We start from the raw sequence: 21,045 nt of genomic DNA, 5'->3' as shown, positions 1-21,045 counted from the left end.
GACTCATTTGAGGAAGTGAGAGGGGTTAAAGCGCTGGTGCTTGGATGTCTTTCTGCAGGTTGATCAGGGTGTTCGCCAAGTGCTCGTACGCGCAGCGCCAGGCCTGCAGGGCCGCTTCAGAAACGGCCTCGGTTCCGAGCGCCTGGCGAAATGCCGAGAAGAGTGCGGCGGCCACCATGTCGAAATGCGCTTCCTGCAGGTCGATTCGATGGTGCATCTGGGCAATCCTGGGTGCGTGTTCGAGGAAGGGTTCAAGGTTGCCGATGCTGGCTGCATAGCTGGCCACAATGCCGGCCAAGGGCGGCAACCCGGCCCGGTGCAATATTGCATAGGCCGGTTTGTGGTCGTTGGACAGCTTTTCGTAGACCAGCCGGTTTATTTCCTGTGACTTTTCCCTGATCGCGCCTGCGGTTTGCTTGATCAACTGCACTGCCGTGTCATCGATAGCCATGTGCGTTCCTTGCTGCTGGATTAGCAGGCTTCGGATGGACGCCTGCTGTGCTTTTGCATACCGCTTGGGTCTAGCTTAGGCAGCCTGCGCCGCGCAGTGGAAGCTTGCTGCTCGGGGCGAATGCCGGGCCACATGTCGCGCTGATAATGCCGAGTGGGACTGATCAGCTTGCAAAGTGGTACGTCGGTGCATTAGAAGTGGCGGCCACTGCTCACACATGCTCCATAACCCGCGGTTGCAACCGCCTAAGGCCTTGCGATGTTCGACCTGCTCCACAGCCTCGACTGGGTGCTGCCCCTGCGCAGCGAGTGGCTGACGCCGCTGATGCGCTTCTTCACGTTGCTCGGCTATGAAAAATTCATCCTGTTCTTTTTGCCGCTGGGCTATTGGGCCTGGAGCAAGTCGGTATTCATGCGCCTGTTCGTGCTGGTGGCGATCACGGCGGTGTTGAATGCCTATCTGAAGGACTTCTGGCAGGACCCGCGCCCGGACCTGGCCCTGCGCATGGATCAGGCGGTGGGCGACAGCTTCGGCATGCCCAGCGGTCATGCGCAGATCGCCGTGGTGTTGTGGCTGTGGCTGGCCTACGAAGTGCGTCGGCCCTGGTTCTGGCTGCTGAGCGGGGTGGTGGTGACGGGGATTATCTTCAGCCGGCTCTACCTCGGCGCCCATGATGTTGAAGACGTGCTGGTGGGCGCGCTGCTTGGCGGCGTGACCCTGCTGCTGTTCGCCCAGGTCAAGGACTGGCACTGGTGGCGGCAGGCCCATGGCTTTTGGCACCTGGGGTTGATCACGCTGGTGGCGCTGCTCTGCTACTTCACCTGGCAGGGGCTGGCGCCGAGCTATGTGCCGCTGCTCGCGGGTTTGCTGGTCGGAGTGTTGTTCGGTTACCGGCAGGTGGGGTTTGTCGCGCCTGCCTTGTGGTGGCAGCGGGCGCTGGCGGCGGCGTTGGGCGCATTGGCATTTATCGGCTTGCAGGCGCTGCTCACATGGCTGGGCCCGCAGCTGGCGCTGCAACCGCTGCTCTGGCAGGGCATCCGCGGCTTGGCCATGGGCCTGTTCGTGGCGGCGCTGATGCCGCTGCTGCTGCTCCGGCTGCGCCTGTTGCCGGCGCGCGAAGCGCTTTAGGTTGGGCTGGAGATAAAAAGCGCCGGGCAATGCCCGGCGTTTTTATGCGCGCTTAGTTGCGTCGTTCGACGATGTAGCGTGCCAGTTCGCGCAGCGGTTCGGCGGCGCTGTCAAAGGGCCGCAGGGCATGCAGGGCCTGGTCGCGCAGTTCCAGGGCATAGGCCTTGGCGGCTTCCAGCCCGAGCAGGGCCGGGTAGGTCGGTTTGTCGCGGGCGATATCGGCACCTTGGCGTTTGCCCAGGGTGGCGGTATCGCTTTCCACGTCGAGGATGTCGTCCTGCACCTGGAATGCCAGGCCGATCGCCTGGGCGTAGTACTGCAAGGCTCTCAGCGTGCGTTCATCGGCGTTGCCACTGGCCAGGGCGCCAAGGCGCACGCTGGCTTCGATCAGCGCGCCGGTCTTGTGCCGGTGCATGATTTCCAGTGCCTGTTGGTCGAGCTTGCGGCCCACCGAGCCGAGGTCGATGGCCTGGCCGCCGACCATTCCGGCGGGCCCGGCGGCGCTGGCCAGGCTGCTGATCATGTTCAGGCGCAGCTCGGCGTCCTGGGGGTTGCGCCGTGGGTCGGCGAGCACTTCGAAGGCCAGGCTCTGCAGGCCGTCACCGGCGAGGATCGCGCTGGCTTCATCGAACGCCTTGTGGGTGGTCGGCTGGCCGCGACGCAGGTCGTCGTCATCCATCGCCGGCAGGTCGTCATGCACCAGCGAGTAGGCGTGGATCAGCTCGACTGCGCAGGCTGCGGCGTCGGCGCGGTCGATATCGCCGTCCAGCGCTTCGCAGGCGGCGTACACCAGCAGCGGGCGCACGCGCTTGCCGCCGTTGATCACGCTGTAACGCATGGCCTGGTAAAGCGGCGCCAGTTCGCTGCGCGGCGCTACGAAGAGGCCTTCTAATACCGAGTCGATGCGGGTCTGACAGCTTTTCTGGTAGGCCGCGATCATGCCGACGGGTCCGCGTCGAAGGGGGCTTCCTCCAGCTCGCCGTCGCGCTCGAGGAGGATCTGCACCTTTTGCTCGGCCTGGGCGAGTGCCGTCTGGCAGTCGCGGGTCAGGCGGATGCCCTGCTCGAAGGCGGACAGCGAATCTTCCAGCGACAGCTCGCCGTTTTCCAGGCGCTCGACCAGATTTTGCAGGTCGGCGAGGGATTGTTCGAAATCTAGGGCGGCTTTTTTGCGGGCCATGGGCAACTCGGCGGGGGTATGCGAATGCCCGCGACACTAGCAGAGCCATGGCCGCTCGGGCAAATTACAGGTATAAAAAAGCCGGCTTGTGGTTGGCCTTTTAAGAGAACTAACCATCTGCTTTATAAGTGCTTCCTATTTTATGCATGGCTTGTTCACCATTCCCCCGTATGGGTCGTACGCGATGCTTTCCGAACAATCTGATGAAGAACCGCAAACGGACACAGGGCCCCGGATGATCCTGCAGGTTCTGCCCCACGCCCGGAAGCTTGCGCTGCACGCTGATGCCCTGTGGTTTCAACTCCGCTTCGGCGCCGATGCCGGAAAGCATCAGCAAGTGAATGCGCATTCCACCTCGCCGAGCCCGTCCACCTTGAAGCTCACATGGTCGCCGCGGGCGATATCGAGGAGCGGTGCCAGCGCACCGGTCAGCAGTACATCCCCGGCGCGCAGCGGTTGCCCGAGCTGGGCCATTTTGCGCACCAGCCACAGGGCCGTAGCCAAAATATCGTCCAGTGCGATGGCACTGCCGGCCACTACCGGCAGCGCATTCTTGTGCAGATTGGCGGTCAGACACCGCCCCTCCAGCTGCGCCAGCGGAACCGGCTGGTTGCCCAGCACGTAGAGCCCTGAAGACAGGTTGTCGGCTACCGCGTCGAGCAGGGTGATCTGCCAGCCGGCGATGGCCGAGTCGTTGATCTCCAGCGCCGGCACGACCCCGGCGATGCTGGCTCGCAGTTGATCCAGGCTGATATCGGCTGCTGGCACATCGCACGCCATCACCAATGCGAGTTCGATTTCGACCTTCGGCTGCAGCAGCCGCTCCCAGGCGATGTCCTCTCCCGAGCGGCATGCCGTGTCGGCGAACAACCAGCCATACAGTGGCTCCGCGACCTTGAGCGCCGTCCGCAAGGCCGCCGAGGTAAGCCCGGCCTTGGCACCGGCCAGGCTCCGCCCCCGGCCAAGCGCGAGCTGCAGGCCGGCGGCCTGAACTTGATAGGCCTCGTCCAGGCTGGCGAGCGAAAACGTCTCGCTGACCCGTGGCCCGGCTTGGCGCTGGGCGCGCGCAGTCGCCAGGCTGGCGGCAGCCGCCTGCAGGCGTAGCTCAGTGATCGGTAACGGCTTCAGTGGCATGCTCGGGCTCATCGGCTCGGCACCTCGCCGACAACCGTGGTGCGATACATCTCGCGGCGCATGCCGTGATAGTCGGCCACCGGCAAATGCCAGGTGCTGCGGTTATCCCAGATGGCCAGGGTGCCTTTGCTCCAGCGCATGCGGCAGGTAAATGCCGGCGCAACCGGCAGGCTGAACAGGTAGTCGAGCAACGGCCGTGCCTCCTCCGGGCGCAGGCCCTTGATGCCGGAGGTGTACGCCGGGTTGATGAACAACACCTTCAGTCCGGTTTCCGGATGACGGATCACCAGCGGGTGCGAGCGCACCTCCAGCGCGACATCGCCATAATGAACCGCCATGTTTTCCAGCAAGTCGTTGTGCTTGGCGTTGGCGCCATAGGCCTGCTCGGGGCTGTGCACGGCATCGAGCCCTTCGAGCAGCGACTTCATCTTCGGCGACAACCAGTCGTAGGCCAATGCCAGGTTGGCATAGCAGGTATCGCCGCCGTAGGCCGGGATGTCATGCCCGTAGAGCAAGGTGAATGCCGGCGGGCGCTCCTGGAACGTCCAGTCGGAATGCCAGGCACCGCCGAACACAAAGGGCGTCTTTTCATCGGCCTCCTTGATCACCTGGACCACATGCGGATGATCCGCCATGCCATTCACATAGGGCTCCCGGCCAAACTCACCGAACTGCTGGGTGACCATTTCGAGGTCGCTGATGCTCAGCGACTGGTTGCGGATGAACAGCACCTTGTGGGCGAGCAATGCTTGGCGTAACTCGTTGAAGCCCTCGCCACTCAGGCGGGTCAGGTCGACGTCCTCGACATCCGCGCCCAAGGCGCCACCCGCCGGCGTGATGCGAAAGTTGCGATAGCTGGCGGCTCGGTTGTGGCTTGGCAGCGCGTAGAAAAACTCGATCATGGCTCGCACTCTTATGGCGGTTGGAGTGCTCACAGCATGCCGCGCAGATGCTAGGCTCATCCATGATGATAACTGCCAAAAAATGATAATCACTGCCATGAGATTGTCTGATGGACTGGCGTCAAAGCCGCGAGCTCACCGGAATACATTACCTGCTGGAAACCGCGCAGTCGGTGGGCGTGGATGCTGCGACCTGTCTGATCGGCAGCGCCATTACCGCCGATGCGCTGCACCAGCGCAATGCACAGATCGAGGCCTGGCAAGAGCTGGCCGTGATTCGCAACCTGATCGAGCATGCCGGCCGGCCGGGTCTGGGCTTCGCCACCGGCCAGCGCTACCACCTGACTTCGTTGGGGTTGCTGGGCTTCACCATGCTGGCCAGCCGCACGCTCAACGAGGCGTTTGAAACCTTTAGCCGTTTCCAGCTGTTGGCCCTGACGCTCTGCCCGGCGCGCATCGAGTCGGATCGCCGTGGCCTCTGGTTGCTGTTCGATGCCAGCGTGTTACCCCAGGATGCCCGCGCCTTTGTCATCGAGCGCGGCCTGTCCGCCTGCCTGTGCGTCGCCTCTGAACTGCTGCAACGGCCGATCGCGCCTCTGGCGATCGAGATGGCGGTTAGCGCGCCGGCGGATCTGGATACTCTGCAGCAGGAGTTTCCCTACCCGATTCGCTTTGACGCCGAGCGCAACGGCATTCTGTTTGCCCATGCCGACCTCCAGCTCACGCTGCCGCAGGCGCATATCTCCGCCCGCCACGATGGCGAGCAGCTCTGCGAGCGCTTGTGTGTCGAGCTATCCCATAGTTTGGTCAAAGCCCCCACCGCGCGCCTGGTGCAGCAGGCGCTGATCCGCGACTCGGGCTCGCTGCTTAGCGGCCGCACGGTCGCCCAACGCCTGGGGCTTTCCGAGCGCACCTTGCACCGTCGCCTGGCGGCCGAAGGCCATGCCTTTCTACAGCTCAACGAACAGATCAAACAGCGCTTGGCCGAACGCCTGCTCACCGACTCCCGCCTGGATCTCAACAGCATCGCGCAACGCCTGGGCTACGCCGAGGCGGCCAGCTTTTCCCGGGCATTCAGCCGCTGGACTGGTTGTTCGCCTGGCCACTGGAAACGCCAGCGTTTCGCATGACAGCCTGGAGCCACGCTGCGCTGCAGGCTGTCGAATAGCGGATAGAACGCTCGTGACCCGGATGCAATCCGGAGAAACAGACCGCTCGGGAAAATGCCCCGGCGAGCCGAGATTTGCACCTGTGCAATCCTGAGCCGCTTTCATTCCAGTGCTCAAAATCTGAGTTTTGGGTGCCAACTGAATCGCCCTGGGTTTACTAGACACTCGCGATGCCTGTGACATAGCGGGATTCGGCCAGGCGAAACGGGCGCTCACTGCGTCGGCAATTTTCCTGCTGCAGCGCTCACTGGGGAAAATCCGGGTGGCACCTTGAACCACGGGAAACCCTTCAGCGCCATGTCATAACCGGTGTCGTACAAGCTAGTCGCAAAGACATATGCGGGGCGGGGGTGGGTGCGGGTGATTAATGCACGCAGAGGATCTCAGGGGCGCGCGCAAGGATACATTCGCGCCGGGTCACCGAGATTGCGACTGCTGGCGGGCGCGTGCTCTACAACAGCCTCCGGAGCTCCTTGTTCGGTAAGCAGGAGGCCGTCAACAAGGCGTTCCACGAGGCGGTTCGGGCAAGCCTGGAGAGCAGGGAGTGATTTGTTCTTGCACGGCTACACGGGAATTCCGGGGTTTCCGCCGTGGCAGGTAGCTGCGACACATGTAGCCGGGTGGGGGAGGCTCTACGAACAGCCCCCGCTCCGCACAGCTGATCGTCTTGGTACCTCCGACCACGAAGTGGTCGAGCACCTTGCAATCCACTCGCATGAGCGCCTGCTTCAGGGCCGCCGTGGGCATCTCATCAGCCCGGCTCGGCTCCGTCGGCCCTGAAGGGTGGTTGTGGGCGAAGATGACCGCCGCAGCGTTGTGCTTCAGCGCGGCCTTCATCGTCTCCCTCGGGTAGACACTGGTCTGCGCGAGCGTTCCCCTGCACAACGCCTCCACCGCAATCAGCCGATGCTGCGCATTGAGGAACAATTCGATGAAGACCTCATGCTCCAAGTCGCCGACCCGCAGCCTTAGGCAGTCGCGCACGACCCCGGGGGCTCATCAACACTGGCCCGGCGTTCCGCATCCGGCGCTCCAGCACCCGGAGAACCTTGGCGATCGCAGCGTCGTCGGCTGAATGGTCGATCGACGCTATGGCGTTCACGGCTGCATTTGCGCCGGCATGACCCCGGACGAGCGGGTCGAGGAACTCGACCGCGTCGTCAGGGTGCCGGGGCTTTCCAACGTCTGGGTGCCGCCGATCCGCAACCGCATCGACATCTCGCGACGGGCATCAAGAGCCCGGTGGGCATCAAGGTGGCCGGCTCCGACCCCGTCAGCATCGACAAGTTGATCACGCGCCTCGAATCGGCCGTCAAGGCGGTGCCGGGCGTCTCGTCGGCATTGGGCCGAGCGATTGACCGGTGGGCGCTACATCCGCCCGCACCGTCCTGGCGACGCTGACCCGTTACGGCAGCGTGAGCCATATGAGTGCCGACTCGAAGTTTCCGCTGTAGGCCGTGCTGCCGGCCGGTTCGGACGTCCCGTGTTGCGGAATCGAAACCGTGCCTTCCGGATCCACGAGCACTCCCGCAGGGGTCGCGACGGTGAATTTCGGCGCGGACAGTTTCAGCGACGCCGCCAGCAGCGAATACGGCGGGCCCTGGCTCGTCGTCGCCGCAAGCCGCACCGAGTTGTCGGCCGCCGCCGCGACCCCGCCGCCGGTCTCGAAGCCAGTGCTACCCCAGGTTGCCGCGGCCGTCACCTTCTTGCCCGTCGATTCCAGGCGCGCGACGAATGCATCCTGGAAGCCGACGCCCAACACCGTCGTCGTTCCGGCGAGAAGAACCGAGCCGTCGGGCGCCACCGCGATGCCTTCACCGGTGTCGCCGCCCTTGGTGCAGCATTCCTTGCCGAACAACAAGCTGCCATCGGGCCCGATCTTCAGGACCAGCGCGGCGATGCCGACGATGCCGCCCTTCGCCGCCTGGATGGCGCCAGCCGTGTATATGGACCCATCTGCGGCGGCGGCCATTCCGCCGCGCGCATCCACGACCTCGCCGGCCCCGTACGTCCGTGCCCAGACCAGGTCGCCCGCTGGCGTCAGCTTCAGCACCATCACGTCGAATTGGGAGAGATCGTTTCCCCGCAGTTTCGAACTGGCCGCGTAGATGCTGCCGTCCGGCGAGACGGCCATCGCGTCGAAGCCGGCGGCATTGTCCCAGAGCCGTTGCCAGACAAGATTGCCGTCCGGATCGAACTTCAGGACGAACACCCCGGCGGAACTCGGGCCGAAGCTGGTTGTACGGCCCGCGACGTAGACGGAGCCGTCGCTGTGCGTCGCCACAGCGCCGACGCTATCGGACTCGGTACCGCCCCAGGCCCGCTCCCAGAGCAGGTCGCCGTTCGGAGCGAATTTCAGCAACACGGCGTCTCCGCCACCGTCTGCGGTGATGCCGGCCACGTAAACTGAACCGTCGGCAGCGACCGCCACTGACGTATCCGTCACCCCGACGATGGTCGGGCCGTTCCAGATCCGCTGCCAGACGACCGCTCCATTCAAGAACTTGACGATGGACATCCGTGTCGCGGGCTGGCCGAACTGGTCGAAGGCAAAGCTATCCGTCGAGCCGACAAGGTACGCGCTGCCGTCGGCGGCCGTGGCGACGCCGGTTGCGACTTCGGCTCCAGTACCACCCCATGTCGTCTCGGTGAGTAAGGCCCCGTGAGCCGGTCTTTCTGTAAGTGCCAACAGGACCAAAACCAAGCTTGCAAACAGTGCCTTCCCGACCGCGATTCCGTTCCGTCGTGCTGGCGATGGACTATAGGTATGCGTCATGGCGGTTCTCCTGTTTGGAGCGAACAAGGACCCGGACGGCGCTGATGGGATATAGCCGAACCGCTCGCAGCGTGTCGTCGGCCACCAGCTGCCCGCCGTGACAGCGCAGTGCGAGCAGCACGAAAATTACTAGGCTGTCAACCTTCAATTATAAAACAACGTGCAAAACTTTCCAGATATCCGGGGTAAACAGCGTCCAATAGTGTCCACCCCGGGGTGTGCAACCATCCGGCCTTTTGGCCGGAGAATCTGGGGTGTTATCGATGGACATCATTGCCGAAATCCGGCGGCGGCATCTGGTCAGTGGCGAAACCATTAGCGCCATTGCCTGCAGCCTTAAGCCCTCTCGGCCTACCGTGCGCAAGCATCTGCGCATCTGCGCATCGCTGCTGAGCCGCTGTATTCACGCCAGCAACAGCCCTCGCCCAAGCTGAGGGAGTTTCAAGTCATGCTCCAAGCCTGGCTCAACACCGAGCAGCACTTACCCAAGGCGCAGCGGCGCACGGCGCGCCGGCTTTATGAAGGCTTGCAGGTCGAGGGGTATCGCGGCGCCTACGACAGCGTGCAACGCTTCGTAAAGCAGTGGAGGTCGCTCAAGAGCAGACCCACTGCTACCCAGGCCTTTGTGCCGCTGCTGTTTGCGCCAGGCGATGCCTGCCAGTTCGGCTGGAGCCACGAGCGCGTCGAGATTGATGGCGTGCCGCAGACCATTAAGGTCGCGCATTTTTGCCTGGCCTACAGCCGCCAGATGTTCGTGGCGGCCTACCCGCGAGAAACCCGGGAGATGGTGCTGGATGTGCACAACCGCGCCTTTGCGTTCTTTGGCGGGGTGCCGCAGCGGCTGATCTACGACAACCTCAAGGCCGTGGTTGAAGCGATTCTGGTGGGCAAGGGCGGGTGCTCAATCGGCGTTTTATGGCCATGGCCAATCACTACCTGTTCGAACCGGTGGCGTGCACGCCGGCCTCAGGCTGGGAGAAGGGCCAGGCGGAAAATCAGGTCGGCAATGTGCGCGAGTGGCTGTTCACGCCGATGGCGCGCTTCGCCAGCTTTGCGGCTTTGAATGACTGGCTGGCAAGCCGTTGCCGGGAACTGGCCCAAGCGCCCATATCCGACTGCAACCAGCCAGCGCATAGCCGAGTGTTTCGCCCGTGAGCAGCCGCAGTTACGGGCGATCAGCGCGACCTTCGACGGCTATGTCGAACAGTTGCTGCGCGCCTTGCTAGGCTCACTCGGGGCGAGATAAAGCGTCTTAAGGGGCGCTCTGGGCCCGTCAGGAGACTCGCGGACCGCGCCGTTTGAGGTATGGGTTGTAGATGTCTTGCTTGCCAAAGGCCTGTGGCACTAGGTCGTTGGGCATAAAAAAGCCGGCTTGTGGCCGGCTTCTCGGGGGTGGGTTTGGCTTATTTTTGGTAAGCCGCAACCGCCTTAAGGATTTCGGCGCGGGCTGCGTCTGCATTGCCCCAGCCTTCGACTTTGACCCATTTGCCTTTCTCGAGATCCTTGTAGTTCTCGAAGAAGTGCTTGATCTGTTCCAGCAGCAGGGCCGGCAGGTCGGTGTATTCCTTGACGTCGTTATACAGCTGCGACAGTTTTTCGTGCGGTACGGCGAGCAGCTTGGCGTCGCCGCCGGCTTCGTCGGTCATGTGCAGTACGCCAACCGGGCGCGCGCGGATCACCGAGCCCGGGGCTACCGGATACGGGGTCACGACGAGCACGTCGAGGGCGTCGCCATCATCGGCCAGGGTGTTGGGGATGTAGCCGTAGTTGGCCGGGTAGAACATCGGCGTGGCCATGAAACGGTCGACGAACAGGCAGTCGCTGTCCTTGTCGATTTCATACTTGATCGGCGCGTGGTTGGCCGGAATCTCGATGGCGACGTAGATGTCGTTCGGCAGGTCTTTGCCGGCCGGGATCTTGCTGTAGCTCATGGGTGATGTTCCCTGGGTTGGCCAAACAGGCTTTGACCTTTGTGGCACAGGTCAAAAAGTGGGCGGGATTATAGGCATATTCCCCGGCGGTTACCATGCTTGAGCGCTTAGCCATTGGTCGCGTGGGGGTAGCCGGGGTGGCTGGCCTGCAACAGCCGCAGTCGCGCCAGCGGGTCTTGCCGGTAGAAGGCTTTGAGTTGTGCGTATACCGCCGGGTAGGCATGTTCCAGCAGGTCCGGGGCGCTGAAGAAGTATTCGCTGGTCACGGCGAAGAACTCGGCGGGGTTTTCCGCGGCGTAGGGGTCGATCGGCGTATGCCCGTCCGGCTGCCGGTCGAGACGCGCGTTCAGGTCGTCATAGGCGCTTTGCATGGCGCCGGCCCAGTCCTCGAGGCGCATGTCGCTGTGCAGCGGCGGCAGGCCGTTGGCGTCGCCGTTGAGCATATCCAGCTTGTGCGCCAGTTCGTGGATCACCAGGTTGTAAGCCTCCCAGCGCCCGCTGCCGAGTACGCCGGGCCAGGCCAGTATCACCGGGCCATGCTGCCAGGCTTCGCCGCTGTGTTCGCCCTGCCACTCGTGTTCCACACCGTTGGAATCGCGATGGCGCTGCGGGCTGAGGAAGTCGTCCGGGTAGAGCACCAGTTCGTGAAAGCCCTGGTACCAGTCCAGGTCGGCCAGGTGCAGCAACGGCAGTTGGGCCTGGGCGGCCAGCAGCAGACGGCCCTCGGTATCCAGTTCGACGCCGGGCAGTGCGCTCAAGTGCTTGGCATGCAGGAACAGCACGGCGCGTTGGCGTAGGCGCTGATCTTCGGCGGCGCTCAGGCCATCGAGGATCGGCAGCTTATGGCGCACGCTGGCCCACAGAGCGGGGTCGACCGGGTGTCTGGCAAGGATGCGGCGATGGCGCCAGGAGCGAAGAAACCACATGGGCGCGTCGTCAGTTCGGTTGCTTGGCGGCGCCATCTGGCGTTGGACGCAGGCGATGGTGCAGCCAGCCGATCAGCATCGGCAGCAGCGACAGGCCGATGATGGCGATGATCAGCAGCGAGAGGTTCTGCTTGATAAAGGGCACGTTGCCGAAGAAGTAGCCGAGCGCGACCAGGCCGCCGACCCAGGCCAGGGTGCCGGCCGCGCTGAAGGCGAAGAAACGTGGGTAGGGCATTTTGCCGACGCCGGCGACGAAGGGCGCGAAGGTGCGCACTATGGGCAGGAAGCGCGCCAGGGTGACGGTTTTGCCACCGTGGCGATCGTAGAAGTCGTGGGTGCGCTGCAGGTAGTCGCGGCGGAAGATTTTCGAGTCCGGGTTGCTGAACAGGCGCTCGCCGACGGTGCGGCCGATCACGTAGTTGGTGCTGTCGCCGCTGATCGCCGCGAGCATCAGCAGCCCGGCCAGTAGCACCGGGTCCATGCTGCCGCTGGCGCAGAGGGCGCCGGCGATGAACAGCAAAGAGTCGCCGGGCAGGAAGGGCATCACCACCAGGCCGGTTTCGCAGAAGATCACCAGAAACAGAATGGCGTAGATCCAGACACCGTAATTCGCGACCAGCAGGTCCAGGTAGACGTCGAGGTGCAGGATGAGGTCAAGCGGGTTGAAATCCATATAACGCCGGGTTCGCTGCGTGGGGAAGTCGATGCGCGGGCGTAGTGGGTGCCGGCGCGAAAGTCGGCATTATAAGAGCAAGGCGAGGGGGAGGCGGTTCAGTTTGTTGCAGCGCTTTGCAGCACTTGCGATTAAGGGTGGGCGTGGCGTGTGCAGATAAAGCATGGTTTGCACCTGATTGGTGCGCGTTCGAGGGCTGTCCGGCGACAGCCCAGGCGCCTGGGGGAATGGTCAGTCGCTGTTGATCGGCAGTACGTAGTTCTTGAATTGGGTGTCCTCGCGGAAACCGATCGACTCGTAGACCTTCTGCGCCACTTCGTTGTTGCTGCTGGTGGAAACGCGCATGCGCACGGCCTGGGTCTCTTTGGCCATCTTCTTGGCGGATTGCAGCAGGCGGTCGGCGACCAGTTGGCGACGGGCGTCTTCGGCAACGTAGATGTCGTTGAGAATCCACACGCGCTTGAGCGACAGCGATGAGTAGCTCGGGTAGAGCTGACAGAAGCCGAGCAGTTTGTCTTCATCGTCGGCCAGCGCCAGGTAGATCACCGACTCTTTGCGGCGCAGGCGTTTTTCGAGGAACTTTTTCGACGAATCGGGAAACGGCAGCTCGCCATAGAACTCTCGGTATCTGACGAACAGCGGTGTCAGCAGGTCCAGATGCTCCAGGGTGGCTTGGACGATGCGCATGGTAGGCCTCGGCTGCAATGGAAGGGGCAAGGCTGGCAAGCAGGAGCTATGCCAGCGGTCGAACTGATGCTGCCTAAAGCTTATAGAAAGCGCAATCCAAGCAAGCGTTTGATTTTTTGATTGATCGACAACTGTTCGCTAGGCAGCGCCCGGCTCGCTTGCGGCTGTTACGGCTGGGCGAGCAGGAAGTTGCTGCGCATGCCTTGAGGCTCTGTGGCTTCCAGGGTCTGCATCTCAGCCTCGTCCTTCAGGTTGACCCCGGACAGCTGGCGCCGGCAGGCCTCGCGCATCAGGTACAGCAGGCGGTGCGCGGCCATGCCGTAGCTCAAGCCTTCCAGGCGCACGTTGGAGATGCAGTTACGGTAGGCATCGGTCAGGCCGACCTTTGGCCCATAGGTGAAATACAGGCCAAGGCTGTCCGGCGAACTCAGCCCAGGGCGTTCGCCGATCAGAATCACCACCATCTTTGCGCCCAGCAGTTCGCCGATTTCGTCGGCCACCGCGACCCGGCCCTGTTCCACCAGCACCACCGGTGAAAGCGACCAGCCGTCGATCTGCGCCTGCTCCTCTACGCGTGCGAGAAACGGCAGGCTATGGCGGTGTACCGCGAGAGCCGAGAGGCCATCGGCAACGACGATCGCCAGGTCGACGCCGCCGGGATTGGCCTGGGCATGCTCGCGCAACAGCTGTGCCGAGGCGGCATTCAGGCGGCGCCCCAAGTCGGGCCGCTGCAGGTAGCTGTGGCGATCGCTGGCGGCGCTGTGCAGCAGGAGGCTGGCGCGCCCGCGCTCGGCCAGTTGAGCACTGAGACCGGAGTGATCGAAAGGCAGGTGCACGGCGTCGCGCGCCTGGGCGTGAGCGTATTGGAAGTCCAACTGGGCGCTGGTCGGCAGGCTGGTGCCGGCGCGGCCGAGGGCGATCCGCGCCGGAGTCAGGCGGCGCAGTTCCTGCCAAGGGTTTTCAATCGCCCCGACAGCCGAGGGAGAGAAGCTTTCATCGAGATCGTCAGGTTGCATGCGATGTCTCTTAAGCCAGCTGTGCCAGCGCCTGGCGAAATGCCGGCGGCAGGTTGTCGCCGAAGCGCACGCGGCCATCGGCCTGGGTGAAGATGCCCATGCGTTGCAGCCAGGCTTCGAATTCCGGCGCCGGTTTCAAGCCGAGGGTCTGGCGCGCATAGAGGGCGTCGTGGAACGAAGTGGTCTGGTAGTTGAGCATAATGTCGTCGGAACCGGGGATGCCCATGATGAAGTTGATACCGGCGACCCCCAACAGGGTCAGCAGTGTGTCCATGTCGTCCTGATCGGCTTCGGCGTGGTTGGTGTAGCAGATGTCACAGCCCATCGGCACACCGAGCAATTTGCCGCAGAAGTGATCTTCCAGTCCGGCGCGGATGATCTGCTTGCCGTTGTACAGGTACTCCGGGCCGATGAAACCGACCACGGTATTGACCAGGAATGGCTTGAAGTGCCTGGCCACCGCGTAGGCGCGGGTCTCGCAGGTTTGCTGGTCGACGCCATGGTGGGCGTTGGCCGACAGCGCGCTGCCCTGGCCGGTCTCGAAGTACATCAGGTTGTTGCCGAGGGTGCCGCGCTTGAGGCTCAGCCCGGCTTCGTAGCCTTCCTGCAGCAGGTTCAGGTTGATGCCGAAACTGGCGTTCGCCGCCTCGCTGCCGGCGATCGACTGGAACACCAGGTCCAGCGGCACGCCGCGTTCGATGGCGGCGATCGAGGTGGTGACGTGGGTCAGCACGCAGGCTTGGGTGGGGATTTCATAGCGCTGGATGATTGCATCGAGCATTTCCAGCATGGCGCAGATCGAGGCGATGCTGTCGGTAGCCGGGTTGATGCCGATCATGGCGTCGCCGTTGCCGTACAGCAGGCCGTCGAGGATGCTGGCGGCGATCCCTGCCGGCTCGTCGGTCGGGTGGTTCGGTTGCAGGCGGGTCGACAGACGTCCGCGCAAACCGAGCGTACCGCGAAAACGTGAGACCACGCGGATCTTCTGCGCCACCAGAACCAGATCCTGCACGCGCATGATCTTCGACACCGCAGCGGCCATCTCCGGCGTCAGGCCGGGTGCGAGCGCCCGCAGGCTGGCTTCGTCGGCGTGATCGCTGAGCAGCCAGTCGCGCAGGCCGCCGACGGTCAGGTGGCTGACGGCGGCGAAGGCCCGGGTATCGTGGCTGTCGATGATCAGGCGAGTGACTTCATCTTCTTCGTAGGGAATCAGCGCTTCGTCGAGGAAGTGCGTGAGCGCAATGTTGGCCAGCGCCATCTGCGCGGCCACACGTTCGCCGTCGTTGCTCGCGGCCACGCCGGCGAGAAAGTCACCGGAACGGGCCGGGCTGGCCTTGGCCATGACGTCTTTGAGGCTGTCGAAGCGGTAAGTTTCCACGCCGACGGAATGAGAAAAACGGGCCATGTGCGGGACTCCTGGAACGGCTCGTTATCGCTACAAAAAGGCAAACCGCACAGCGGTTGTCGCGTGGGCGGTTGCCTGCACCTTAATGAAGCCTCTGCCGGGCCTGGGCGCGGCAGAGGTGCAGCTTACAACCTGTTGTTAAGCGCCTGTCAGCATGGCGTCAGCCGGGGCGCTGGAGCGTTGATGAGCGGTCAGTTGGAAGTAAATGAAACCCGCGGCCATGAAACCGAGGAAGATCAGGCCGATCAGCGTGTTGAACCAGGCCATCGCCACCAGGCAGACCACCGCCAGCAGCAGCGCGATGCCCGGCACGATCGGGTAGCCCGGCGCGCGGAAAGTGCGCACCAGGTTCGGCTCGGTTTTGCGCAGTTTGAACAGGCTGAGCATGCTGATGATGTACATGACGATGGCGCCGAACACCGACATGGTGATCATCGCCGCGGTCAGGGTCATGCCTTGCAGATTGATCAAACCGTCGCTGTAGATGGCTGCGATGCCGATTACGCCGCCGGCGATGATGGCCCGGTGTGGGGTCTGGAAGCGGTTCAGCTTGGCCAGGCCGACCGGCAGGTAACCGGCGCGGGCAAGGGCGAAGAACTGCCGCGAGTAGCCAAGGATGATGCCATGGAAGCTTGCCACCAGGCCGAACAGACCAATCCACACCAGCATGTGCATCCAGGTGGAGTTGTCACCGACCACGGCTTTCATCGCTTGTGGCAGCGGGTCGTTGATATTCGACAGTTGGCGCCAGTCGCCTACACCCCCGGCCATCACCATTACGCCGACCGCCAGGAATACCAGGGTCAGAATGCCGCTGACGTAGGCTCGGGGGATGGTGCGCTTCGGGTCTTTGGCTTCTTCGGCGGCCATTGCGGCGCCTTCGATGGCCAGGAAGAACCAGATGGCGAACGGAATCGCCGCGAACATACCGGGAATCGACGCGATGCTGAAAGAGTCGGAGCCGGCCCAGCCGTTCAGTGCGAAGTTGCTGAAGCTGAAGCCCGGCGCGACCACGCCCATGAACACCAGCAGTTCGGCGACCGCCAGCACGGTGACCACCAGCTCAAAGGTGGCGGCAATGCTGACGCCGAGGATGTTCAGGGTCATGAACACGAAGTAGGCGCCAACCGCCGCATGCTTCGGGTCGAGCTCCGGAAACTGCACGTTCAGATAGGCGCCGATGGCCATGGCAATCGCCGGTGGCGCGAAGACGAACTCGATCAACGTGGCGATCCCGGCGATCAATCCGCCTTTTTCGCCAAAGGCGCGCCGGCTGTAGGCGAACGGCCCCCCTGCGTGAGGAATGGCGGTGGTCAGTTCGGTGAAACTGAAGATGAAACAGGTGTACATCGCCGCCACCATCAGCGCGGTGACCAGAAAGCCCATGGTGCCTGCCGAGCCCCAGCCGTAACTCCAGCCGAAGTATTCGCCGGAAATCACCAGGCCGACGGCGATACCCCATAAATGCAGGGTGCCGAGTGTAGGTTTGAGTGTCGTTGTTGTAGTCATTGCTTACCCGCCCTGAGAGTTGAACAGACCAAAAGACCCACGGATGCACGCAACGCCCATGCCAGCCGCAACAAGTTGTTACGACTGGCAGGGCAGGTTGCGTTTTTAGCTATGTGGAAGGCGTTTCCAGACTTTTTCTGCGTATGAACAGAGAGTTCAAGTCTTAGAAAAAGCCGAGCGGATTGATGTCATAGCTGACCAGCAGGTTCTTGGTCTGCTGGTAGTGGTCGAGCATCATTTTGTGGGTCTCGCGGCCGACGCCGGACTTCTTGTAGCCGCCGAACGCGGCATGGGCGGGGTACAGGTGGTAGCAGTTGGTCCACACGCGACCGGCTTTGATCGCCCGGCCCATGCGATAGGCGCGGTTGATATCGCGGGTCCAGAGGCCGGCGCCGAGGCCGAACTCGGTGTCGTTGGCAATCGCCAGGGCTTCGGCTTCGTCCTTGAAGGTGGTGATGCTGACCACCGGGCCGAAGATTTCCTCCTGGAACACGCGCATCTTGTTGTTGCCCTTGAGCAGGGTCGGCTGGATGTAATAGCCACTCGCCAGGCTGCCGCTGAGTTTTTCCACCTTGCCGCCGGTGAGCAGTTCGGCGCCCTCATTCTTGGCAATTTCCAGGTAGGAGAGAATCTTGTCGAACTGTTGCTCGGAGGCTTGGGCGCCGACCATGGTGTCGGTGTCCAGCGGGTCGCCGCGCTTGATCTGCTCGACCTTCTTCATCACCTCTTTCATGAATGCCGGGTAGATCGACTCCTGCACCAGCGCGCGGGAGGGGCAGGTGCACACCTCGCCTTGGTTGAAGAACGCCAGCACCAGCCCCTCGGCGGCCTTTTCGATGAAGCTCTGCTCAGCCTGCATGATGTCTTCGAAGAAGATGTTCGGCGACTTGCCGCCCAACTCGACGGTGGATGGAATGATGTTCTCTGCCGCGCATTTCATGATGTGCGAGCCGACCGGGGTTGAGCCGGTGAAGGCGATCTTGGCGATGCGTTTGCTGGTGGCCAGCGCTTCGCCGGCTTCCCGGCCGAAACCCTGCACCACATTGAGTACGCCGGCCGGCAGCAGGTCGCCGATCAGCTCCATCAGCACGGTGATGCCCAGCGGCGTCTGCTCGGCGGGTTTCAATACCACGCAGTTGCCAGCGGCCAGGGCCGGGGCCAGCTTCCAGGCGGCCATCAGCAGCGGAAAGTTCCACGGGATGATCTGCCCGACCACGCCCAGCGGTTCATGGATGTGATAGGCCACGGTGTTGCCGTCGATCTCGGCGGCGCTGCCTTCCTGGGCGCGGATGCAGCCGGCGAAGTAGCGGAAGTGGTCGGCGGCCAGCGGGATGTCGGCGTTGAGGGTTTCGCGGATGGCTTTGCCGTTGTCCCAGGTTTCGGTCACGGCCAGCAGTTCGAGGTTGGCTTCGATGCGGTCGGCAATCTTCAGCAGCACCAGCGAGCGTTCCTGGGCCGATGTCTTGCCCCAGGTATCGGCGGCGGCATGGGCCGCGTCAAGGGCCTTGTCAATGTCTTCGGCGGTCGAGCGCGGAAACTCGGCGATCGGCTGGCCGTTCACCGGCGAGAGGTTGGTGAAGTACTGGCCTTTGACCGGTGCGACGAACTCGCCGCCGATGTAGTTGCCGTAACGGGTCTTGAAGGAAACGATGGCGCCTTCGGTGCCGGGGTGAGCGTAAAGCATGGTGAGGTTCTCCTGGCTTTTGTGCTTATTGGGGAGGACGCGCTGCTGCGCTTGTCAAAGCCTAGAGCAAGGGCTGGGCCAGGGTGGCCGAAGTTGCTGTCTAGAGCGGTTGCGCCCCTGGGCTGGAGCGTGGCCAGGGCGGGCTTGTACTGCGGTTGCAACAGGCGCAGTGACAAACTGTCACGCAGGCGGTACAGCCCGTGACTTGCCGGCCAGCGGGGCGTTGCAAAGCCGCGGAGGCTGGGCGATGCTGGGGCAAAGTGGGCGCGCTGAATGCGCGCGGGGCCGTCGCCCAACACTACGCGGAGAACAATAATAATGTCTGCGAATCATCTGAGCCGTCACATGCAGCAGGTGCTGACCGTGGCGCAGGGCAAGGTCCAATCGGCGGGGCCGGCGGCGGATCCGTCGATCGCGCGCTCGTGGCGGCGCTGCCTGGAGGACTATCACCTCGACCCGGCACTGACCATGGCGCCGACGGTGCTGGAGCACGGTCGCGTACTCGAGTGCCGCGAGCGCTTGCAGCAGGTGCTGGAAATCGCCAGTGGCGAGATGAGCAACCTGCATCAGCAGCTGTCCGGTTCCGGTCACGCGGTGTTGCTGACCGATGCCCGCGGGGTGATCCTCAACAGCGTCACCGCCGCCGCCGAGCGCAAGACCTTCGAGCGCGCCGGGCTCTGGCTCGGTGCCGATTGGAGCGAGGCCTGCGAAGGCACCAATGGCATCGGCACCTGCCTGGTCGAGCGGCAGGCGCTGACCATTCATCAGGATGAGCATTTCCGTGGCCGCCATACCGGGCTGACCTGTTCGGCGAGCCCGGTATTCGACTCCCAGGGCGATCTGCTGGCGGTGCTGGATGTGTCCTCGGCGCGCCGTGATGCTTCACGGCAGAGCCAATTTCACACCATGGCGCTGGTCAACCTGTCGGCGAAGATGATCGAGAGCTGCTATTTCCTCCGCCGTTTCGAAGGGCAGTGGCTGCTGCGCTTTCACTTGCAGGCCGAGTATGTCGGGCTGTTCAGCGAAGGTTTGCTGGCGTTCGATGGCGATGGGCGGGTGACTGCGGTGAACCAGAGCGCGATAAACCTGTTGGGCCGTAACCGTGCGGATTTGCTTGGCCAGCCGCTCGAGGCACTGTTCGATTGCCGGCTGGATGAACTGCTCGGTCGTGCCAGCCCGCAGCCGAGCGCCAGCTGGCCGCTGCGTGCGCACAATGGGCGGGCGTTGTTCGCCATGCTCCGGGGCGTGCCGCGCAGTGTGCCGATGCCGCTCGCGCGGCCGGCTCTGGCACTGCCGGTGCAGGCCGCCACTGGGCTGTGCCTGGGCGATGCGGCGCTGCAAAACGATTTTCGCCGGGCCTTGCGGGTGTTCGAGCGCGATGTGCCATTGCTGATCAATGGCGAGACCGGCTCCGGCAAGGAGGCCTTCGCCAAGGCCGTGCACCAGGCCAGCTCGCGGGCCGACAAGGCCTTCGTCGCGCTGAACTGTGCGGCGATTCCCGAAACGCTGATCGAGAGCGAGCTGTTCGGCTATCGCGGCGGCAGTTTCACCGGCGCGCGCAAGGACGGCATGCGCGGCAAGCTGCAGCAGGCCGATGGTGGCACCCTGTTCCTCGATGAAATCGGCGATATGCCGCTGGCGCTGCAGACCCGCTTGCTGCGGGTGCTGGAAGATCGCCTGGTGGTGCCGATCGGCGGCGAGCCGCAAGAAGTGAATGTGCGCATCATCAGCGCGACACACCGCGAGCTGGCTGAGCGGGTGCAGACCGGCACCTTCCGCGAAGACCTGTACTACCGGCTCAACGGGTTGGTGCTCGACCTGCCGCCGTTGCGCGCCCGCAGCGATCGTGCGCAGTTGCTCGAACACCTGCTGGCACAGGAGGCGCACGGGCAGAACATCCGGCTTGATGCCGACGCCCGCCAGGCCCTGCTTGACTATGCCTGGCCCGGCAACGTGCGGCAGTTGCGCAATGTGCTGCGCACCCTGGCGGCGCTCTGTGACGATGAGTGCGTGGGGCTGGCGGAGCTGCCACTGGAAATCCGCCAGGCCCTGAAGGTGACGGCCGAGCGGCCGGCGAGCCCGACCAACCCGCTGGAGGATGCCGAGCGCGCCGCCTTGCTCGCGGCACTGGAAGATCAGCGCTGGCACATGACCCGCGTAGCGGAGCAGCTGGGGATCAGCCGCAATACCCTGTACCGCAAGCTGCACAGGCATTCCATCACCCGCGCGCGCCAGGTCTGACGAGTGTTATGCGCAGGAGCGGGCCATGCCCGTGAAGAGCCGATCGCGGGCATGGCCCGCTCCTGCGGCTTTGCGTTTCGCCATCTTCCTGTTGTCTAACCGTCGGCTCATCAGCAAGCGCCTATCTGCGCCCTCTCCCCTGCCGTCCTGTGACAGCGCTATGGCCCCCTCATGGCCGCGTGCGGTAACCTGCCGGGCAGTTTCTTCGGGCCGCGCAGCCCGTTTTTGAGGTCG

At 63.6% G+C, this 21,045-nt stretch carries 21 protein-coding genes and 1 pseudogene; 6 read left to right on the top strand and 16 right to left on the bottom strand.

Annotated elements, in window-relative coordinates; all coding sequences use genetic code 11:
- Positions 1 to 25: 25 nt before the first annotated feature.
- Positions 26 to 430 (bottom strand): globin family protein, encoded by a 405-nt coding sequence (locus AC3IYG_RS19625; protein ID WP_489311180.1) that lies wholly within the window; start codon positions 428 to 430, stop codon positions 26 to 28.
- A 279-nt stretch (positions 431 to 709) separates the two neighbouring features.
- Here AC3IYG_RS19625 and AC3IYG_RS19620 point away from each other — a divergent pair, with 279 nt between their 5' ends.
- The gene (locus AC3IYG_RS19620) at positions 710 to 1,579 is read left to right on the top strand and encodes a phosphatase PAP2 family protein (RefSeq protein WP_489311179.1); all 870 of its coding nucleotides are present in this window, start codon (positions 710 to 712) and stop codon (positions 1,577 to 1,579) included.
- A 52-nt stretch (positions 1,580 to 1,631) separates the two neighbouring features.
- Here AC3IYG_RS19620 and ispA read toward each other — a convergent pair whose 3' ends face one another.
- From ispA to AC3IYG_RS19595, 5 genes are all read right to left on the bottom strand, one after another.
- Positions 1,632 to 2,519: a (2E,6E)-farnesyl diphosphate synthase gene (ispA, locus tag AC3IYG_RS19615; RefSeq protein ID WP_489311178.1), complete on the bottom strand. Its 888-nt coding sequence runs from the start codon at positions 2,517 to 2,519 to the stop codon at positions 1,632 to 1,634.
- On the bottom strand, positions 2,516 to 2,758 hold the full coding sequence (locus AC3IYG_RS19610; protein WP_489311177.1) for an exodeoxyribonuclease VII small subunit: 243 nt from the start codon (positions 2,756 to 2,758) through the stop codon (positions 2,516 to 2,518). The genes ispA and AC3IYG_RS19610 overlap by 4 nt, the downstream gene beginning before the upstream one ends.
- Positions 2,759 to 2,867: 109 nt before the next feature.
- Positions 2,868 to 3,107 (bottom strand): hypothetical protein, encoded by a 240-nt coding sequence (locus tag AC3IYG_RS19605; RefSeq protein ID WP_489314002.1) that lies wholly within the window; start codon positions 3,105 to 3,107, stop codon positions 2,868 to 2,870.
- On the bottom strand, positions 3,089 to 3,904 hold the full coding sequence (locus AC3IYG_RS19600) for a 2-keto-4-pentenoate hydratase (protein ID WP_489311176.1): 816 nt from the start codon (positions 3,902 to 3,904) through the stop codon (positions 3,089 to 3,091). Before AC3IYG_RS19600 ends, AC3IYG_RS19605 begins: the two co-directional genes overlap by 19 nt.
- Positions 3,901 to 4,794 (bottom strand): TauD/TfdA dioxygenase family protein, encoded by an 894-nt coding sequence (locus AC3IYG_RS19595; protein ID WP_489311175.1) that lies wholly within the window; start codon positions 4,792 to 4,794, stop codon positions 3,901 to 3,903. Before AC3IYG_RS19595 ends, AC3IYG_RS19600 begins: the two co-directional genes overlap by 4 nt.
- Positions 4,795 to 4,904: 110 nt before the next feature.
- On the opposite strand from AC3IYG_RS19595, the gene AC3IYG_RS19590 reads away from it, so the two are divergent.
- The gene (locus AC3IYG_RS19590; protein ID WP_489311174.1) at positions 4,905 to 5,924 is read left to right on the top strand and encodes an AraC family transcriptional regulator; all 1,020 of its coding nucleotides are present in this window, start codon (positions 4,905 to 4,907) and stop codon (positions 5,922 to 5,924) included.
- Positions 5,925 to 6,458: 534 nt separating this feature from the next.
- Here the strand turns inward: AC3IYG_RS19590 and AC3IYG_RS19585 are convergent.
- Complete coding sequence (locus AC3IYG_RS19585) at positions 6,459 to 6,947, bottom strand: JAB domain-containing protein (protein ID WP_489311173.1); 489 nt, start codon at positions 6,945 to 6,947, stop codon at positions 6,459 to 6,461.
- A gap of 130 nt (positions 6,948 to 7,077) precedes the next feature.
- Between AC3IYG_RS19585 and AC3IYG_RS19580 the strand changes: the two are divergent.
- Positions 7,078 to 7,338: pseudogene (locus AC3IYG_RS19580) on the top strand (hypothetical protein); the annotation flags it as partial.
- 30 nt (positions 7,339 to 7,368) lie between these two features.
- On the opposite strand, the gene AC3IYG_RS19575 reads toward AC3IYG_RS19580, so the two are convergent.
- The gene (locus AC3IYG_RS19575; protein ID WP_489311172.1) at positions 7,369 to 8,739 is read right to left on the bottom strand and encodes an NHL repeat-containing protein; all 1,371 of its coding nucleotides are present in this window, start codon (positions 8,737 to 8,739) and stop codon (positions 7,369 to 7,371) included.
- Between the two features lie 376 nt (positions 8,740 to 9,115).
- Here AC3IYG_RS19575 and istA point away from each other — a divergent pair, with 376 nt between their 5' ends.
- Positions 9,116 to 9,802, top strand: a complete 687-nt coding sequence (gene istA / locus AC3IYG_RS19570; RefSeq protein WP_489313968.1) for an IS21 family transposase — start codon at positions 9,116 to 9,118, stop codon at positions 9,800 to 9,802.
- Entirely contained in the window at positions 9,803 to 9,985 is a 183-nt protein-coding gene (locus AC3IYG_RS19565; protein WP_489311171.1) for a hypothetical protein, read from the top strand. It begins immediately after the preceding gene.
- Between the two features lie 157 nt (positions 9,986 to 10,142).
- Here AC3IYG_RS19565 and ppa read toward each other — a convergent pair whose 3' ends face one another.
- The 8 genes from ppa to exaC form a co-directional block, all read right to left on the bottom strand.
- Positions 10,143 to 10,670: an inorganic diphosphatase gene (gene ppa / locus AC3IYG_RS19560; RefSeq protein WP_489311170.1), complete on the bottom strand. Its 528-nt coding sequence runs from the start codon at positions 10,668 to 10,670 to the stop codon at positions 10,143 to 10,145.
- Positions 10,671 to 10,777: 107 nt separating this feature from the next.
- Entirely contained in the window at positions 10,778 to 11,596 is an 819-nt protein-coding gene (locus AC3IYG_RS19555) for a M90 family metallopeptidase (RefSeq protein WP_489311169.1), read from the bottom strand.
- A gap of 10 nt (positions 11,597 to 11,606) precedes the next feature.
- Entirely contained in the window at positions 11,607 to 12,269 is a 663-nt protein-coding gene (locus tag AC3IYG_RS19550; RefSeq protein ID WP_489311168.1) for a DedA family protein, read from the bottom strand.
- Positions 12,270 to 12,500: 231 nt separating this feature from the next.
- Positions 12,501 to 12,956: a GNAT family N-acetyltransferase gene (locus AC3IYG_RS19545; RefSeq protein ID WP_489311167.1), complete on the bottom strand. Its 456-nt coding sequence runs from the start codon at positions 12,954 to 12,956 to the stop codon at positions 12,501 to 12,503.
- Positions 12,957 to 13,123: 167 nt separating this feature from the next.
- A complete protein-coding gene (gene eutC / locus AC3IYG_RS19540; RefSeq protein ID WP_489311166.1) occupies positions 13,124 to 13,972 on the bottom strand; it encodes an ethanolamine ammonia-lyase subunit EutC in 849 nt (282 codons plus the stop codon).
- Positions 13,973 to 13,982: 10 nt separating this feature from the next.
- Positions 13,983 to 15,377, bottom strand: coding sequence for an ethanolamine ammonia-lyase subunit EutB (locus AC3IYG_RS19535; protein ID WP_489311165.1), 1,395 nt, complete (start codon positions 15,375 to 15,377; stop codon positions 13,983 to 13,985).
- Positions 15,378 to 15,515: 138 nt separating this feature from the next.
- Positions 15,516 to 16,886 carry an ethanolamine permease gene (gene eat / locus AC3IYG_RS19530; protein ID WP_489311164.1) on the bottom strand — a complete coding sequence of 457 codons (1,371 nt, stop codon included), beginning with the start codon at positions 16,884 to 16,886 and terminating at the stop codon, positions 15,516 to 15,518.
- A 163-nt stretch (positions 16,887 to 17,049) separates the two neighbouring features.
- Positions 17,050 to 18,570, bottom strand: coding sequence for an acetaldehyde dehydrogenase ExaC (exaC, locus tag AC3IYG_RS19525; protein ID WP_489311163.1), 1,521 nt, complete (start codon positions 18,568 to 18,570; stop codon positions 17,050 to 17,052).
- Positions 18,571 to 18,888: 318 nt separating this feature from the next.
- On the opposite strand from exaC, the gene AC3IYG_RS19520 reads away from it, so the two are divergent.
- Positions 18,889 to 20,811, top strand: coding sequence for a sigma-54-dependent Fis family transcriptional regulator (locus AC3IYG_RS19520; RefSeq protein WP_489311162.1), 1,923 nt, complete (start codon positions 18,889 to 18,891; stop codon positions 20,809 to 20,811).
- Positions 20,812 to 21,045 lie beyond the last annotated feature (234 nt).

The sequence above is a fragment of the Pseudomonas sp. KH_027 genome (assembly GCF_057838565.1).
This window is presented reverse-complemented; position numbering and strand designations above follow the sequence as displayed.